Genomic DNA, 15,014 nt, shown 5'->3' on the forward strand with positions numbered 1-15,014 from the left:
ACGAGAGGAAACGTGATGAAGCACCTACTCGCAGCTGTGGCCCTGATGGCCGCAACCCCCGCCATGGCGGCAGACAAAATGACCCTTCTGCTGGATTGGTTCATCAACCCCGACCACGGCCCGATCATCGTCGCCGCAGAAAACGGCTACTTCGAAGAAGTTGGCCTTGAGGTTGAGATTGTGCCACCGGCCGATCCGTCTATGCCTCCGCGCCTTGTGGCCGCGGGCCAAGCTGATTTGGCGGTGTCCTACCAGCCGCAACTGCACCTGCAGATCCACGAAGGTCTGCCGTTGAAGCGTGTTGGCACGCTGGTGGCAACTCCGCTGAACTGCCTGTTGGTTCTGGAAGACGGTCCGATCAAAACTCCGGCGGATTTGAAAGGCAAGAAAGTTGGCTTCTCCGTGGCTGGCGTGGAAGAAGCCGTGCTGGGCGCGGTTTTGGGCAAGTATGGCGTGTCCACCGATGACATCGAGCTGGTGAACGTGAACTTCTCCCTGTCCCCATCGCTGATGTCTGGTCAGGTGGACGCGGTGATCGGTGCGTATCGGAATTTTGAGCTGAACCAGATGGACATCGAAGGCCGTCCGGGCACCTGCTTCTACATCGAAGAAGAGGGCGTGCCATCTTATGACGAGCTGATCTATGTGGCCAACCCAGATACCATGGATGCGGACAAAGTGGCGCGTTTCATGGCGGCAACCGAAAAAGCGACGCAGTACATCGTGAACAATCCGGTCAAAAGCTGGGAAATTTTCTCTGCCACGTCCACCGAACTTCAGGACGAGCTGAACGAGCGCGCATGGGCTGACACGTTGCCACGCTTTGCCTTGCGCCCAGCGGGCTATGACGCCGGTCGTTACGTGCGCTTTGAGCAGTTCCTCAAGGACAGCGGCATGATCCCGTCGATCAACCCAGTTGAGGCGATCACCATTGACGTGACCGCCCCGGCGATGGGCCAATAATGAGCGCTCAAAACTATGGCCGTGCCTTTGCGCTGATGCGTGAGGCGGCAGGCGAGGCATGGGGGGAGTATACCCGCCATGCCTTTGTTGAAGGGCTGCGCGATGGTTCGCTGCCGAATGCGGCGTTTCTGCATTACCTGCGGCAGGATTATGTGTTCCTGATCCACTTCTCCCGCGCCTGGGCGCTGGCGGTGGTGAAATCGGAAACCCATGAGGAAATGCTGGGCGCGGTCGCAACTGTGAATGCGCTGGTGGCCGAAGAAATGCAGCTGCACGTGGGCATCTGCGAGGCCGCAGGCATACCGCAGGAAGAGCTGTTTGCCACGCCTGAGCGCGCAGAAAACCTCGCCTACACACGCTATGTGCTGGAGGCAGGCTATTCCGGCGATCTGTTGGATCTGCTGGCCGCTTTGGCGCCTTGCGTGATGGGCTATGGCGAGATTGGCGCGCGGTTGGGCGTTGAGAAAACCTCCGACACCTACGCCGACTGGATCAACACCTATGCGGGCGAAGGTTATCAGGGCGACTGTGTTGCCGTGGGTCAACTGCTTGATGGCGCGCTGGAGCGACGTTTGGGCAAGGACTTTGAAAACAGCCCGCGCTTTGCCGCGCTGTGTGACAAGTTCCGCATGGCCACTGAGCTGGAAGTGAACTTCTGGCAGATGGGCCTGACCCCATGACTTTGGCACCCGGCATCACCTTACAAGGACAGGCCTCAATTGAGGGGCGGCAGCTGTTTGCGCCGCTCACGTTGTCCTTGGATGCCGGGCGTTGGACCTGCCTTTTGGGCGGGTCTGGCGTGGGGAAAACCACGGTTTTGCGACTGATGGCTGATTTGTCCACAGGCGCGGATTTTGACGGAGAGATCACGGCCACAGACGGTGAGCTTGTTGCCGACCGCATCGCCTATATGGCGCAGGATGACTTGCTGATGCCGTGGGCCAGCGTGGCGAAAAACATCACGCTGGGCGCGCGACTGCGGGGGCAGGACTGGGATGAAACGCGGTTGGAGCAGCTGTTGCAGCGCTGCGGATTGCTGGCGCATCGCCACAAGAAGCCGGGCGAGCTTTCCGGTGGGCAACGCCAGCGGGTGGCGCTGGCGCGCACGTTGATGGAAGACAAACCCATCATCCTGCTAGACGAACCGTTTTCGGCGTTGGACGCTCAAACGCGCGCGGCGATGCAGGATTTGGCGGTTGAGCTGCTGTCAGGCCGCACAGTGATGGTGGTGACCCATGATCCCGGTGAAGCGGCCCGGTTGGGCCATGCGATCCATGTGATGACCCCCGCAGGCCTGACAGCGGTCACCCCGCCGACGGCAGAGGTTCCACGCGCCGTGGAGGCGCTGGATACTTTGATGTGCCAGTCCGAGCTCTTAAAACGACTGATGGGGCAAGCGGCATGAAGATGTGGCCTCCTATTGCCTCCACCATTTTTGCGCTGTTGGTCTGGCAATTGATTGTCACATCTACAGGTGTGCAACCCTTTCTTTTGCCTGGCCCATCGGTGGTGGCGGAGGCCTGGTGGCAACACCGAGTGCTGATTGCTGAAAACGCGGTGATCACACTCCAGGAAATCGTGCTAGGCATGATCATTGGAACGGCGCTGGGCATTGTGACCGCGCTGCAACTGGCAACTTCCAAAACGATGCGTACCTTGGTGCAACCGATCTTGGTGTTCACCCAGTCTTTGCCGGTGTTCGCTCTGGCCCCAATTCTGACTTTGTGGCTGGGTTTTGGCCTCTGGTCAAAAGTCGCTATGGCCGTGCTGATTATCTACTTCCCGGTGACTTCGGCTTTTTTTGACGGCTTGATTCGGACGCCACCGGGCTATTTGGATTTGGCAAAAACCATGCAGGCCAAGCCGATGCGGATCCTGTGGCAAATCCGTGTGCCAGCCGCGCTCCCGAGCCTTGGTGCAGGTGTACGATTGGCTGCGGTCTATGCCACGATTGGGGCCGTGATTGGCGAATGGGTTGGGGCCTCAAAAGGCCTTGGTGCGTTAATGATAATGTCCAACGGTCGGGCCAAAACGGATTTAATGTTTGCGGCCTTGCTGACCCTCGGCGTCATGTCGGTTGTGTTCTATTTGCTGGTAGCTAAATTGACCCGGGTATTAGGTGATCGGGAGACCTGATCTGCCGGTGGGGGTACCCAACCCCAAAGCGGTTTGGGCGGTTTTCCAATCAAATTACAACAAAATCAGATAATCTCGACTGAATAGCGTCGGAGAGCCTGTGTCTTAAGACTACTTTAACCACCTGCTGGCACTCATTTTCCGGTAGATTTTTTGAGTTGTAGATAGACCGCAGCATGTCGAATTTGCGTATTACACGACGGTATCTCCGCTGGCGAAGCGGCATCGCGCTGAGCATTGTGCTCGCGGCCGCAATCGCAGCCATGGGGGTGGCGCTTATGGGGCGCGATACGGTGGCAACACGCAACCAGAACACAGCTTCCATGGACACGCTTTTATTGTCGCTGTCGGAAATGTCGATGGCATTTCAGGAACTGCGGATCGCACCGGCGTCGCAACGCGGCGTGAACTCGCGCGCACATGTACGGCGCGCGTCGCATGCTGCCGAAGAGGCGGCAGAGCGGATTTCGCAGGAGAAAACCCTCAAGACCTTCTCATCTGAAGGGCAGAGCATCCTGCGGCGGGACGCGATGAACCCGCTCCTGGAGCTTGAGGACGTGCTTTTCCTGGCTGATGTGGCGGTGGACCCACGTCAGAACATGACCGACGTCGCCCGCGCGGCAGGTATGGCTGGCGATCTGGCGATGCGTCTCTTGCCGATCTTCAACCGGATCAAACAGGCGGAACTGGCCGCCGCGCAGGAAGCGGCGGACAAACAAGTCACCTACGGTATTTTTGCGCTGGTGATCACGCTCTTTGGGGCGGGGTTAGCGGCACGATTTGTGCACATCCCGATGGAGCGTTACGTGATCCGGGCGCAGTCCGAGATCGAGCGCAACCGGCGTAGGGCCGAGGCGGCTTCTGATGCCAAATCGATGTTCCTGGCCACAATGAGCCATGAAATCCGTACCCCGCTGAACGGCGTTTTGGGATTGGCGGATGTGCTCAAGGACACGCGGCTTGAGCCGGAGCAAAAGCGCATGCTGTCGATGATCCAGAGCAGCGGGTGGGCGCTGTTGCAACTGATCAATGACGTACTTGATCTGGCCAAAATCGAGGCCGGTAAGGTTGAGCTGAAATTTGAAGCCTTTGACGTGCAGGCCCTGTGTCAGGAAACCGCCGAGCTGTTTTCGGGTCAGGCTGCCAAGAATGGCGTGGCGCTGACGGTGCATGCGGCTCCAACCGAGACCGGGTGGTTTGTGCACAGCGCACCCCAGGCGTTGCGGCAGGTGTTGGCCAATCTTGTGGGCAACGCGGTGAAGTTCACTGAGCAGGGCAATATTGAGCTGCATCTGGAAGATGTCGCGCCACACAAGGGTGAAGAGCGCCGCTTGCGGATTGTGGTGAAAGACGACGGGATTGGCATCGCGCCGAGCGCTCTGGAACGGATTTTTGATCAGTTTGAGCAAGCCGATTCCAGCACCACCACGCAGTTTGGTGGCACTGGGCTGGGCCTGTCGATTGTGCAGCGCATGAGTGAGGCCCTTGGTGGTGAGATCACGGCGGAAAGCGTGCTGGGCGAAGGCTCGGAGTTCATTCTGGAACTGCCGGTGGGCAACGCCACCGCAGTGATTGCGGAGCCTGCGCCGTCTGAGGCGATGCAGTTTGGCAAACGGGTGCTAGTGGCGGATGACAACCGCGTCAATCAGGTGGTGGCGCGCAAGATTTTGGAGAATCTGGGTTGCGAGGTGCTGTCTGCGTCCAACGGGCTGGAGGCGGTGGACAAGGCCGCGATTTGCGAACCGGACCTGATTTTGATGGATGTGCGTATGCCGATGATGGACGGCTTGCAGGCCACCCGCGCCATTCGGGCTGACACGCGGCACAAGGCCGCCACGGTGCCAATTGTGGGCCTGTCCGCAAATGCGCAAGCGGAACATCGGGACGAGGCCGTCGCCGCCGGCATGTCCGGCTATGTGGAAAAACCCGTCACGCGCAATGCGCTGAAGGCGGAGCTGTTGCGGCACTGGCCGTCTGAGTCCGAGACACAGGAGGATGGCGCATGCGCCTGAAGAGTTTTGCACTGGCCGCGGCGATGACCGGTGCCTTGAGCGTGCCAGTACAGGCGGGCGAAGGTGCGGTGTGGTTTTACGCCTGGAACAACACGATCCCGCAGGAGGTGGTGCAGGAGTTTGGCGAGCGCCATGGCATGAATGTGGTGGTCGACACCTTTATGGTGGCAGATGAGGCCGAGGCCCGTCTCGCCGCTGGTGGCACCGAGTATGATCTCGCCGTTGTGCCAGTGGAGGTTATGCCGCGTTTGGTGAGCATTGATGCGCTGCGTCCCTTTGATGCCAAGATTCGGGCGCAATTGAATGGCAGCCATCCGCAGCTGATGGAAAAGCTCGAAGAAGCCGTGCCCATGGCCAGCGAGTATGCGGTGCCGTTTCTGTGGGGCACCACCGGCGTGATGGTGGACATCGACGATGTGTTAGAACGCGTGCCGGAAACGGCGCTCAACAGCTGGGATCTGGTGTTTGATCCGAAGTATGCCGCCGAGCTTGCGGATTGTGGCATCACCATAGTGGATGCGGTGCAAGAGGTGGTGGCAATTGCGCTCAACTATCTGGGCCGCAATCCAAACTCGATGGCCGAAGAAGATCTGGACGCAGCCTTTGAGTTGCTTGCAGGCATCATGCCTTACGTGCACACCATTGACGGCAGTCAGCAGGAACAGGTTTTGCAAAATGAGGCCTGCGTGGCCTTGACCTGGAGCAGCGACGCGCTGGCGCCGCAGTCTTTGCTGGGACGTAATGAGGTGCGGTATTTTGTGCCCCAAGAGGGCACCGTGCTGTGGGCCGATGTGCTGGTGTATCCTGGCGACACAGGCCATCCGGAGCACAGCCATGATCTGCTGCGCTATATGAATGAGCCGGAAGTGCTGGCAAAAGTCTCGCAGTTCTCCCTCGCCTTGACAGATATTCCGGTGTCGCACGAGGCATTGGCGGAGCTGGATCGGGAGATTCTGGAACAGGTGGCGCCGAAAGACCGACGCGAGAAGCTGTTCATGTTGACGCCGCGCACGGGATCCGAAAAACGCATTCTGGACCGGCGCTGGCGCCGGATGCAGCTGGGTCTGTAACCAGAGAAAACGCGTTTGGGTGGGTCAGTAAGAGACCGGCCCGTCCGCCTTGTTGAGCATCACGCCAAGAATAGGTTTCACCTCCGAAAGGATTTGCTCAACCTTGGTGATGTCCTCGGCGGTGGAAATACCGCCGCCCGCCACCACCAGAACCGCGTCGACGTTGGGCAGAAAGCCCAGCACGTCGTCAAATTCCAGCGCGGGTGGCATGTCAAACAGCATCAGATCGGGGCAGAGCGCCTCTTCCAATTCTTCGAGCACTTCGGCTGCGATGTCGTTTTGGAACAGTTCCGCGGAGTTCTCGCTGGCGCTGTCGTTTAAGGCCACGGCGAGGTTGGGCTGCACCCGTTGCAGGAAGTTCTCCGGCGCGATCACGCCGCTGAGGTAATCCGCCATGCTGTCTTTTGCGGAGAGGCCCAAGGTTTCGGCCAGGCTTGGCGCGCGCAAGTCCATATCCAGCAAGACGGTACGCACAGACTCTAGGCGTGAAAACGCCATGGCCAAGTTGGTGGTGACAAAGCTGCTGCCGCAGCCACGGGTGGGCGCGGTCACAGCAACGCGGCTCCAGCCATGCTCGTTGAGCGCCTGCAACAGACGGGTGCGCAGCATGTCAAAGGCGGCATGGGCCGGATGGCTGCGGGTGGCGCTGACGATGAAGTTCTTCTCCAGATCCGCATCCTTGAGCGCGGCCACGGTCAAGCCTTCCCAGAACACATCCGGGTCATGCACCACAGGCAGCCGCGCCTCCTCATAAGATGCGTCACTTGATGCCTCGGTGGCCTCCTCTTCTGGGAGGTCGGTCTCGTGGGTCTGATCTGTGCTCATGGCGCGTGAATCCGCTCTGTTTGGGGCAAAACTATCAGGGCAATGCGGACAAAAGAAAGGCACCATTGCGGAGATAGGGGGACGTGTGGGGTTAAGCGGCGGTCCAGCGGGTGATGGTGGCGGCGATGTCTGCGGCCACTTGCGCGCGCGCAGGGTGGTCTACCTCAGCGTAGAAGGCATGGGCCGCGTTGGGCAACAGAGTGGCGGTGGCGGGCACGGTGGTCAGCCAAGCCTCGGAAGGGCGTCCGGGGTCGTTGTCACCAAAATAGACCTGGGTTGGGATCGCCAGAGCGCGCTCGTCCCGCAACCGCGTAGAGGAGACGCAGATCAGGCCAGTTAGGGGAACGCCGGCTTGTGCGGCTCTCCACAGGGCCGTGCCGCCCGCGCTGTAGCCGAGGCCAATGAGAGCGGGCTGGTCAGCCATCATGTCGCAAAGTCTGCGCACTGCCCGCGCCATGCCGTCTTCTTGGAACAGGTGATGGTGTAGGGCTTCGCCGCTGAGGGGCGGTTGATCGCAAAGGTCGGCAAGGGATAGGCGGTCGACGCCCGGCAAACCCGCGCTCAGGCACAGCGCTTCATCGGGCGCACCATGGATGTCGGTGACAACGATAAGCGACATGTCAGAAGCCAAGCAGGTTGGCCTCATCAATCACCTTGGTCAGGAACACATCGCGGCGGCGTTCCGGCTCCCAGCCCAGCACCTTTTTGGGCAGGCTGTTGTCAAACGGCGAGAAATGCGCGCGGCTCTTCCAATCGGCCAAGGACGGGTTGGACAGCCCGCCACGACGCAGCACCTGTTTCTTCAGGACATATTTCACCGAGGCAGAGGCGTAAAACGCGGTCAGGTTGCCCGGTTTTACTTTGATCCGCGCGCCTAGACGGGCGTGGATCGCGTCAAAATAATCGGTGGCGGAGAACATCGGTTCCCCCACCAGATTGAAGCTCTGCCCCAAAGCGTCATCGTTTTCCGCCATCAGGATCAGCCCTTCGGCGATGTCCTCGTTGAGCACAAACGGCAGGATGTGCTTGCCCTTGCCCCAAATGCGCACCGCGCCCGCGCCATGCCATCGGCCAATGCCCCAATGCTGTAACGGACCGCCTTTGCCCAGCACTATGCCGGGGCGGGCAATCACCAGCGGCAGGCCGTGTTTGCGATGCATTTCAAGCAGCCGCGCCTCACATTCGGCCTTAGAGCGCGCATAGATGTTCCGGTCGCTCATGTCATCGCCAAAACCCAAGCTCTCGCGAATGGTCACGCTGGGATCGGACATGTCATAGCTGGCGATGGTGCCGGTGTAGATAAACCGTTTCACACCCGCCGCCTGTGCCGCTTGGGCGATGGTTTCCGTCACCGCTACGTCGTTTTTTAACGCAGCCTCCCAGGTAGCATCCATGGATTTGCCAAGGTGGTAGACAATCTCGATGCCGTCCATGGCCTCGGCCAGTTGATCCGGATCGCGCAGGTTGGCGCCAAACAGCTCCACATGGTCGGCAATGTCATCAAACGGCCCGGAGGTGCCGCGCGACAGCACACGCACATCGCGGCCTTTGGCAACCCAGGCGCGGGTCAGGTCACGACCAATGAAGCCGGTGCCGCCAATCACCAGAACAGACGGTCTTAGCTTGGCGCGGCTCGCCGGTTTCGGTTTTTTGGCAGGTTTCGGCATGAGCGCGATGGCATCGTCAATTGCCTGCATCACCAGTGTGGCGTTGTCGCCATGGAACCGTGCGTCCAAGTCGCGGCCCGAGCGGACGGCGCTGTAAAAAGCTCCGGTCAGCCCGGCAAAGGACAATCCGTAAGGCGATTTGCGATTGAGAGACACCAACTGCCGCGCGCCATTCACCACGCCTTCGCGCAGATGCTGGCCGGCCAAGCCTATCTGGCGCAGGAAGGGGTTGGCGACAATGTCGGCGGCGTTTTCGGCGTCCACGGTCAGCACGTCGTGGGCGTAGTCATAGCGCGCGGTGGCGGTGGAGCCATGCAGGATCACCGATCGGTCGTCCATGGTTTCCACCAACGACAGGTTCAGCGTGACCGACACATCCCCAGCCGACGCCAGAATGCGCCAACCCTGCGGACGCGTTGTGTCGCCGGGGATTTCGACCGGTTTGGACAGGCTCAGATGCTCTACGTTCAGTGGGCCAAACAGGTCCACGGCAAAGGCAAATAAATGCGGACCCAGCTCCAGCAGCATGTTTTTTGGCTCTCGCAGCAGCCACAAGCCATATGGCCCGGAGCGTAGCGGCATCATTGGGAAGTTCCAGTTGATCTCCGCGCTGGCGACGCGGCCAATCTCACCGGCCTCAAGCCGGGTTTTCAGGCGCTGATAGCCTGGCGTGCCCATGAAGTTGTGCCCGGCGGCAAAGACGCGGCCTGCGTCAGAAGCGATCTGCTGGATTTCGGCGGTCTCCACACCGGAGATCGCCACCGGTTTTTCCACCAACACGTGATGCCCTGTGGCCAGGCAGGTTTCGGCCAGCGCCCGGTGCGTGCCGGGGGGCGTGACGATGTGGATGGCGTCGGCGACTTTGGCGGCGAGCAGCTTGTCCAGATCGGTATAGGCGGCAATGCCATAGGTCTGCGCCAGCGCATCGGCAGCGGCGCGGGATTGGTCACAGACGGCGACCAGCTCCACGCCTGGTGTGGCCAGAATGGCGGCGGCGTGCCAGTCAGCGATGTAACCAGCCCCCAGAAGGGCGGCGCGGATCGGGCGGTCGTCGGACAATGTGTTCATGCTCATTTATACTCGATGATGCGCATGGCGCGGCCACGGATGCGGCGCCAGTGGAACAGGATCATGCCCATCACGTTGGGCAGTTTGGACAGGGTCAGAAGGCGGGCGTGACGCCAGGCTTCCCAATAGGGCAGCCCCTCGCGGACAAGGCCGTTTTTGGTGCGGATGTAGTTGGCGACATAGAGCGCGAGCACCAACAGGAATAGCAAGGCGCTGCCCATCAGGCCCCAGAGCGCCAGCAGCGGTAGGAGCAAGCCATAGATCACGCCGCGCAGTTGTTCCTTGCGGAAATACGGCGGGTGCATCCAGCCCACTTGGGCAAAGCCATGGCCGGTGCGTACGGCGCGCTGCCACCATTGCCCAAAGCGCAGCATGGCAGCGTCATGGCGGGTCATTTCCTGTGGCAGGCGGCGTAGTTTCCAACCGGCTTTGGCGAGGCGCACACAGAATTCGTCGTCCTCAGCCGCAATCACCGTGGCGTCAAACCCACCGGCTTCCACAAAGGCCTTGGAGCGTACCATCATATCGCCGCCACAGGCGACAATTTCACCTGCTGGCCTGTGCCATTCAAAATCACACAGCGCGTTGTAGACACTGCGTTCGGGATAAAGCTCCGCCCGCCAGCCGGTGATCAGGCCCAGGCTGCCATCCTCGCTCAAGGCTTTTTCCCCGGCTGCGATCCAGTCATCAACCACGATGCAATCACCGTCCACGAATTGCACAAAATCCGGCAGGTCACCGGTTTGTGCCAGCGCGTCAAACCCCGCCTGCCGGGCACGGGCGGCGGTGAAGGGCAGGCTGTTGTCCAGCTCCACCACCAGCGCGCCAACCTTGCGGGCCTCGGCGACGGAATTGTCCCAGCTGCCGCTGTCGACATAGACCATCTCTACACCCTGTGCCTTTAGCGAGGCGAGGCAGGCGATCAGACGTTTGCCTTCGTTGCGGCCAATGATGATGGCGGTGGTGCTCATGTTTGGCCCCCGCCCAGCAGATCGCCCAATCGCGCGGCTTCTTTGTTGATGTCAAAGGCCTTTTCCACCATGGCGCGGCCGGCAATACCCATGGCGGTGGCGCGCGCCGGATTGGCGAGGATTTTGCCAATGGCCTCGGCCAATGCATGTGGGTTGCCCGGTGGCACCAACAGGCCAGAGGCGCCATCGGTCACCAATTCTGGAATGCCCGCAATATGCGTGGTCACAACGGGGCGGCGCGCGGCCATGGCCTCCATCAACACAACCGGCACGCCTTCGGCGAAGCTGGGCAGGACAAAGAGGTCAGAGGCAGCCAGCGCCTCGGCCACTTCGGATTGCGACTTGTAGCCCACAAACGACACGTTTTCCGCAAGCCCTGCTTTCTTCGTCTGCTTTTCCAGTGCCTTTCGCCCCGGCCCATCCCCAATCACGGTCAGATGGATCTTGGGGAATTCTGCCTTCAACGGCTCCAAGGCGCGCAGCAGAATTGGCAGGCCTTTGACCGGCGCAAGGCGCCCCACGAACAAAAGATTGGTCTCCACCGGATCCTCGCCCGCGTCATAGCGCGCGGGCTCCACGCCACAGTGGATGATATGCAGCTTGGACCAATGTTTGGGATTGGAAAACGCCATCGCCTGCGAGCGGCAGAAATGGCTGATACAGGCGACAAATTTGGCGCGTTTGATCTTTTCGTCCAGCCGCCAATGATCCGGCGCAAAGAAGATGTCCGGCCCATGCAGCGTGAAGCTGTAGGGAATGCCCGACAGCTCGCTCATCAGCATGGCCACGGTGCAGGAGGATTTGGCGATGTGGTTGTGCAGATGCCGCACGCCTTTCTTGCGCAAATGGGCCGCAAGCACGGCCGCTTCCAGAAAGTAGAACAGCTGAAAAATGCGGTTGCGCAGCCCCGGAGGCGAGGTGCGAAACGCTAAGATCGCAGCCCGAAAGAACCGGATAGGGTTGCGTATCAGTGCCCCAAAAACCGCGCCCAATAGAATGACCGGAGATTTGGCGGCAGCAAGAATATAAAAGGTGGCTTTGGCCTCGGCTTTTTGCTCGTCGCCCACCAGATGCTCCACACCGGTGCGGCGCACGGAGCAGGTTTCCACCGGCTGGCCTTGGGCGCGCAACGCGGCCACCTCGCGCTGGATAAACGTATCGGTGGCGCGGGGGTATTCGCCAGTCAAATAGGCGATGGGGGTCTTGTCTGTGTCGCTCACGACGGCGGGGCCTGCTGCTCTTGCTGCTCAATCGCAGCCTGCATCGCAGCCGCAAAGGGCAGCATTGTGACAGGGCCAAGGCGATTGTGCATCATGGTGTTTGAATAATGAACGGGGCGGTGGCGGGCTTCCAGCACGGCGCGGCGCAGAAGACCGGGCATGGCGGCGCTGTCCGGTGTGACAAAGGCCGCTAGACGCCAGAGGGCCAGCGGTGTGGGAAAAACCCGTTTGGGCCAGCCACAGGCGCGAAACGCGGTCAGGAAGGCCGCGCGGCTGGGCCGATCATCGTCCAGCACGTTGAGTGTGCCGACGCCGGTGTTTTCATGGGCTGCTTTAAGCAGCGCTTCGGCAGCCAAATCGACGCGGCACAGAGGTACTTCGCCGCCGCCGTCGATTTTTAGCAACGTACTGCCAACCGCCGGCCCGATATGGGCATTGAACAGGTGATCCGGCCCCCAGACGGCCCCAAGACGCAGGATCGAGAGCGCATAGCCGTAGAGCGATGCGCCGTCATGGAAGAGCGTTTCCTGGGTGAGTTTGGCCTGCGCGTAGGCATCCCGCCCGTCGGCGTTCACCGCTGTGGCCTCGTCCACCGTGCCGCCTTTGGGCACGCCACTCACATCATAGACCGACAGCGAGCCGGCCAGTACCACATGAGGCACCTGCGCCGCGATCACCGCGTCGATCACCACCACCGAGGCCGCCACCGTGTCACGTTCCTGATCTCCGGACAGCGTGGCGGCGCAATGGATCAGGGTTTGGATGCCGGTCAAAGCCTGCGCCAGACCGTCGCCCGCAGAAGTCAGGTCCATCGCAACGATTTCAACGGTTTCGTCTGCTTGCCAGTCAGCGGGCACTTTCGCCATATCGCGCACAAATAAACGCAACGCAGTGCCCTCGGCGCGGGCCTGCTCCACGCAGTGGCGCCCGATAAAGCCCGTGGCGCCTGTTATGGCAAGGGTGGCCCCTCTCATGTGGCCCAAGGCATGGGCGCCATCGGCTCACAGCGCGTTGTCATATCTTGTGCGCAGCCATCAGCACCGGAATTCTGAATGGCCAGCGTGACCTCGTTGAGGTGCAGGGCAAAATCCGGCGACAGGCGGCATGGACGTCCCTCGGCCAAGGCATCGAGCATTTCGGCAGGGCCAAGGGCAAAGTTCATCGCCGCCGCGCCCCAGCGTTCCACCTTGGGGTGGGTGTCACCTTTGATCTTTTGCCGCGTGCCAATTGGATGTTCGACCAGCCGACGGCGCAGGGTGAAGCGGCGGTGGAATTTGACTGGTGCGTCATTGTCCCAGGCCTGTTTCACCTGCAGCACGCCTTTGTCGCCAAACACGCGGATCTTGTGGTCATGACTCGCCACAATCGAGCAGGTCAGCCGCGCGGTGATGCCATTTTCAAAGAACAGCGTGGCGGTGGAAAAGTCTGGCGTGCCGGTGATTTCTTTGCCCGGCAGACATTCGGCAGAGGCGGCCACCACGCGGCGCACGCTGCCAAACATGCCAATCAGCCAGGTCAGGTAATAACCCGCATGTTCTAGTGTGCAGCCGACGGCAAACTCGTCCTCGGCAGGCCAGGGCGCGCCGCTTTCGCTCGTCCAATCGACATAGGGCGCTTGTGGGATGAAACCGTCATCCAACTCAGCGTAGATCAGGCGCACGGAGCCAGCCACATCGTTGCGAATGGCTTTGCCCAGGGTCTGCGCCGCCTCGCCCAGCACCGAGCAGGGCGCAGAAGACAACAGCAGGCCTTTTTGTGCGGCCAGCTCATGTAGCGCGATGGCGTCAGCCATATCGGTGGCCAAAGGCTTTTCGGAATAGACGTGATGTCCTGCTTCCAAGCAGGCTCGCGAGACCTCGTAATGCGCGCCGGGGTTGGTCAGGTTCAACACCAGAGAGCCTTGTGGCAGGTTGCCCAGAAACCGCTCCAAACTGTCCGCGGTGTGCAGGTTCCAGTGGTCGGAAAAGGCTTTCAGGCGCTCTGGATCATGGTCATACACCTGCGTCACCGCGATGTCGGGGTGGGCTGCAAACGACCGCATGTAGAGGTCGGCGACAAAGCCGCAACCGATGATCGACACACTGCGGGTTTGGGCGGCTGACATGGTGGGAATCCTTTTGAACCAATACGGCATGACTATAGGTATTTTGGCGCGAAATACCACCAAGGCAGGGCGCTTGGGCAGGGGAATTGTGGCGGTTTTGAACCACTTGAGGGAAATTGCCGCACAGTTTCTGACGCTGCCAGCGGGAGTTGTTAAACTGTGCCAAATTTCAGGATCGAGGGGCGGCCAACGTGCAGTTTTCCACCATCAAAGGGCCGGTCACGGTCAATGTTGCTGATCGCGCCACCTTGGAGCGCGTGGTGCGGGACCGGTTTGCCGCCCATGAAGGCTTTGCGCTGGCGACCATCAATCTCGATCATTTGGTGAAGCTGGCCAAAGATGAAGTCTTTGCCGCTGCCTATCTGGCGCAGGATTTTGTGGTGGCGGATGGCAATCCCATTGTGTGGTTGTCGCGCAAGGCCGGGAAACCGGTGGACCTGCTGCCGGGTGCAGATTTGGTGGTTCCATTGGCGCGGTGGGCAGCTGAGGAAGGCACGCCGGTAGCCTTGATTGGCAGCACGGAGGAGGCTTTGGCCGCGGCGGCGGAGGCTTTAAAAACACAAGCACCGGGATTGGAGGTCGCGGCATGTATTGCGCCACCCATGGGGTTTGATCCCGAAAGCGCTGCGGCAGAGGCTGTGCTGAAACAAGCTGCCGAGGCGGGCGCGCGGATGGCGTTTCTGGCGCTTGGCGCGCCGAAGCAGGAACGGTTGGCCGCGCGGGGACGACAGGTTGTGCCGCAGATGGGCTTTGCCAGCATTGGGGCGGGATTGGATTTCCTCGCAGGCACGCAAAACCGTGCCCCGGCTTGGGTCCGGAAGCTGGCGCTGGAATGGCTCTGGCGTGCGCTGAGCAATCCGGCGCGACTGGCCGGGCGCTATCTGCGCTGTATCGGGATATTGCCGCGCCTGATGAAAGAGGCACGCGCGCAGCGGGACTAAGTCGGGCAGAGCCCGACCGCGGGTGGGCGTGCTTTGA

14 protein-coding genes are annotated in these 15,014 nt (G+C 60.7%); 7 read left to right on the forward strand and 7 right to left on the reverse strand.

The genetic code is table 11. The features are described from left to right. The first annotated feature begins 15 nt into the window (after positions 1 to 15). The 6 genes from SIB38_RS05165 to SIB38_RS05190 all read left to right on the forward strand — a co-directional run bounded on the left by SIB38_RS05165 (position 16) and on the right by SIB38_RS05190 (position 6,181). Positions 16 to 963 carry an ABC transporter substrate-binding protein gene (locus tag SIB38_RS05165; RefSeq protein ID WP_294115898.1) on the forward strand — a complete coding sequence of 316 codons (948 nt, stop codon included), beginning with the start codon at positions 16 to 18 and terminating at the stop codon, positions 961 to 963. Further along, positions 963 to 1,643, forward strand: a complete 681-nt coding sequence (locus SIB38_RS05170) for a TenA family protein (RefSeq protein ID WP_412551553.1) — start codon at positions 963 to 965, stop codon at positions 1,641 to 1,643. The genes SIB38_RS05165 and SIB38_RS05170 overlap by 1 nt, the downstream gene beginning before the upstream one ends. Beyond that, a complete protein-coding gene (locus SIB38_RS05175) occupies positions 1,640 to 2,368 on the forward strand; it encodes an ABC transporter ATP-binding protein (RefSeq protein ID WP_294115899.1) in 729 nt (242 codons plus the stop codon). The genes SIB38_RS05170 and SIB38_RS05175 overlap by 4 nt, the downstream gene beginning before the upstream one ends. After that, positions 2,365 to 3,099 (forward strand): ABC transporter permease, encoded by a 735-nt coding sequence (locus SIB38_RS05180; protein WP_294115901.1) that lies wholly within the window; start codon positions 2,365 to 2,367, stop codon positions 3,097 to 3,099. Before SIB38_RS05175 ends, SIB38_RS05180 begins: the two co-directional genes overlap by 4 nt. A 176-nt stretch (positions 3,100 to 3,275) precedes the next feature. Next, positions 3,276 to 5,111 (forward strand): ATP-binding protein, encoded by a 1,836-nt coding sequence (locus tag SIB38_RS05185; protein WP_412551554.1) that lies wholly within the window; start codon positions 3,276 to 3,278, stop codon positions 5,109 to 5,111. Further along, positions 5,102 to 6,181, forward strand: a complete 1,080-nt coding sequence (locus tag SIB38_RS05190) for an extracellular solute-binding protein (protein ID WP_294115905.1) — start codon at positions 5,102 to 5,104, stop codon at positions 6,179 to 6,181. Before SIB38_RS05185 ends, SIB38_RS05190 begins: the two co-directional genes overlap by 10 nt. Positions 6,182 to 6,205: 24 nt before the next feature. Here SIB38_RS05190 and SIB38_RS05195 read toward each other — a convergent pair whose 3' ends face one another. From SIB38_RS05195 to SIB38_RS05225, 7 genes are all read right to left on the reverse strand, one after another. Then, entirely contained in the window at positions 6,206 to 7,006 is an 801-nt protein-coding gene (locus tag SIB38_RS05195) for a CpsD/CapB family tyrosine-protein kinase (protein WP_412551555.1), read from the reverse strand. Positions 7,007 to 7,097: 91 nt separating this feature from the next. Beyond that, positions 7,098 to 7,625 (reverse strand): hypothetical protein, encoded by a 528-nt coding sequence (locus SIB38_RS05200; RefSeq protein WP_294115909.1) that lies wholly within the window; start codon positions 7,623 to 7,625, stop codon positions 7,098 to 7,100. A gap of 1 nt (position 7,626) precedes the next feature. Then, positions 7,627 to 9,747 carry an NAD-dependent epimerase/dehydratase family protein gene (locus tag SIB38_RS05205; protein ID WP_412551556.1) on the reverse strand — a complete coding sequence of 707 codons (2,121 nt, stop codon included), beginning with the start codon at positions 9,745 to 9,747 and terminating at the stop codon, positions 7,627 to 7,629. Next, positions 9,744 to 10,712, reverse strand: a complete 969-nt coding sequence (locus SIB38_RS05210; protein WP_294115915.1) for a glycosyltransferase — start codon at positions 10,710 to 10,712, stop codon at positions 9,744 to 9,746. The genes SIB38_RS05205 and SIB38_RS05210 overlap by 4 nt, the downstream gene beginning before the upstream one ends. Then, positions 10,709 to 11,932: a glycosyltransferase family 4 protein gene (locus SIB38_RS05215; RefSeq protein WP_294115916.1), complete on the reverse strand. Its 1,224-nt coding sequence runs from the start codon at positions 11,930 to 11,932 to the stop codon at positions 10,709 to 10,711. Before SIB38_RS05215 ends, SIB38_RS05210 begins: the two co-directional genes overlap by 4 nt. Continuing rightward, on the reverse strand, positions 11,929 to 12,906 hold the full coding sequence (locus SIB38_RS05220; protein WP_412551557.1) for an NAD-dependent epimerase/dehydratase family protein: 978 nt from the start codon (positions 12,904 to 12,906) through the stop codon (positions 11,929 to 11,931). The genes SIB38_RS05215 and SIB38_RS05220 overlap by 4 nt, the downstream gene beginning before the upstream one ends. Next, a complete protein-coding gene (locus tag SIB38_RS05225; protein ID WP_294115920.1) occupies positions 12,903 to 14,036 on the reverse strand; it encodes a Gfo/Idh/MocA family protein in 1,134 nt (377 codons plus the stop codon). Before SIB38_RS05225 ends, SIB38_RS05220 begins: the two co-directional genes overlap by 4 nt. Before the next feature lie 191 nt (positions 14,037 to 14,227). On the opposite strand from SIB38_RS05225, the gene SIB38_RS05230 reads away from it, so the two are divergent. Continuing rightward, positions 14,228 to 14,977, forward strand: a complete 750-nt coding sequence (locus tag SIB38_RS05230; protein ID WP_412551558.1) for a WecB/TagA/CpsF family glycosyltransferase — start codon at positions 14,228 to 14,230, stop codon at positions 14,975 to 14,977. The last annotated feature ends 37 nt before the right edge of the window (positions 14,978 to 15,014 follow it).

Source organism: Shimia sp. MIT910701, assembly GCF_047126315.1.
Lineage (GTDB): Bacteria > Pseudomonadota > Alphaproteobacteria > Rhodobacterales > Rhodobacteraceae > Shimia.

Coding starts and splice junctions, on each gene's coding strand:
- SIB38_RS05175 (WP_294115899.1), top strand. CDS start 1,640: ATGACTTTGGCACCCGGCATCACCTTACAAGGACAGGCCTCAATTGAG.
- SIB38_RS05220 (WP_412551557.1), bottom strand. CDS start 12,906: ATGAGAGGGGCCACCCTTGCCATAACAGGCGCCACGGGCTTTATCGGG.
- SIB38_RS05180 (WP_294115901.1), top strand. CDS start 2,365: ATGAAGATGTGGCCTCCTATTGCCTCCACCATTTTTGCGCTGTTGGTC.
- SIB38_RS05205 (WP_412551556.1), bottom strand. CDS start 9,747: ATGAGCATGAACACATTGTCCGACGACCGCCCGATCCGCGCCGCCCTT.
- SIB38_RS05195 (WP_412551555.1), bottom strand. CDS start 7,006: ATGAGCACAGATCAGACCCACGAGACCGACCTCCCAGAAGAGGAGGCC.
- SIB38_RS05210 (WP_294115915.1), bottom strand. CDS start 10,712: ATGAGCACCACCGCCATCATCATTGGCCGCAACGAAGGCAAACGTCTG.
- SIB38_RS05170 (WP_412551553.1), top strand. CDS start 963: ATGAGCGCTCAAAACTATGGCCGTGCCTTTGCGCTGATGCGTGAGGCG.
- SIB38_RS05165 (WP_294115898.1), top strand. CDS start 16: ATGAAGCACCTACTCGCAGCTGTGGCCCTGATGGCCGCAACCCCCGCC.
- SIB38_RS05225 (WP_294115920.1), bottom strand. CDS start 14,036: ATGTCAGCCGCCCAAACCCGCAGTGTGTCGATCATCGGTTGCGGCTTT.
- SIB38_RS05190 (WP_294115905.1), top strand. CDS start 5,102: ATGCGCCTGAAGAGTTTTGCACTGGCCGCGGCGATGACCGGTGCCTTG.
- SIB38_RS05200 (WP_294115909.1), bottom strand. CDS start 7,625: ATGTCGCTTATCGTTGTCACCGACATCCATGGTGCGCCCGATGAAGCG.
- SIB38_RS05185 (WP_412551554.1), top strand. CDS start 3,276: ATGTCGAATTTGCGTATTACACGACGGTATCTCCGCTGGCGAAGCGGC.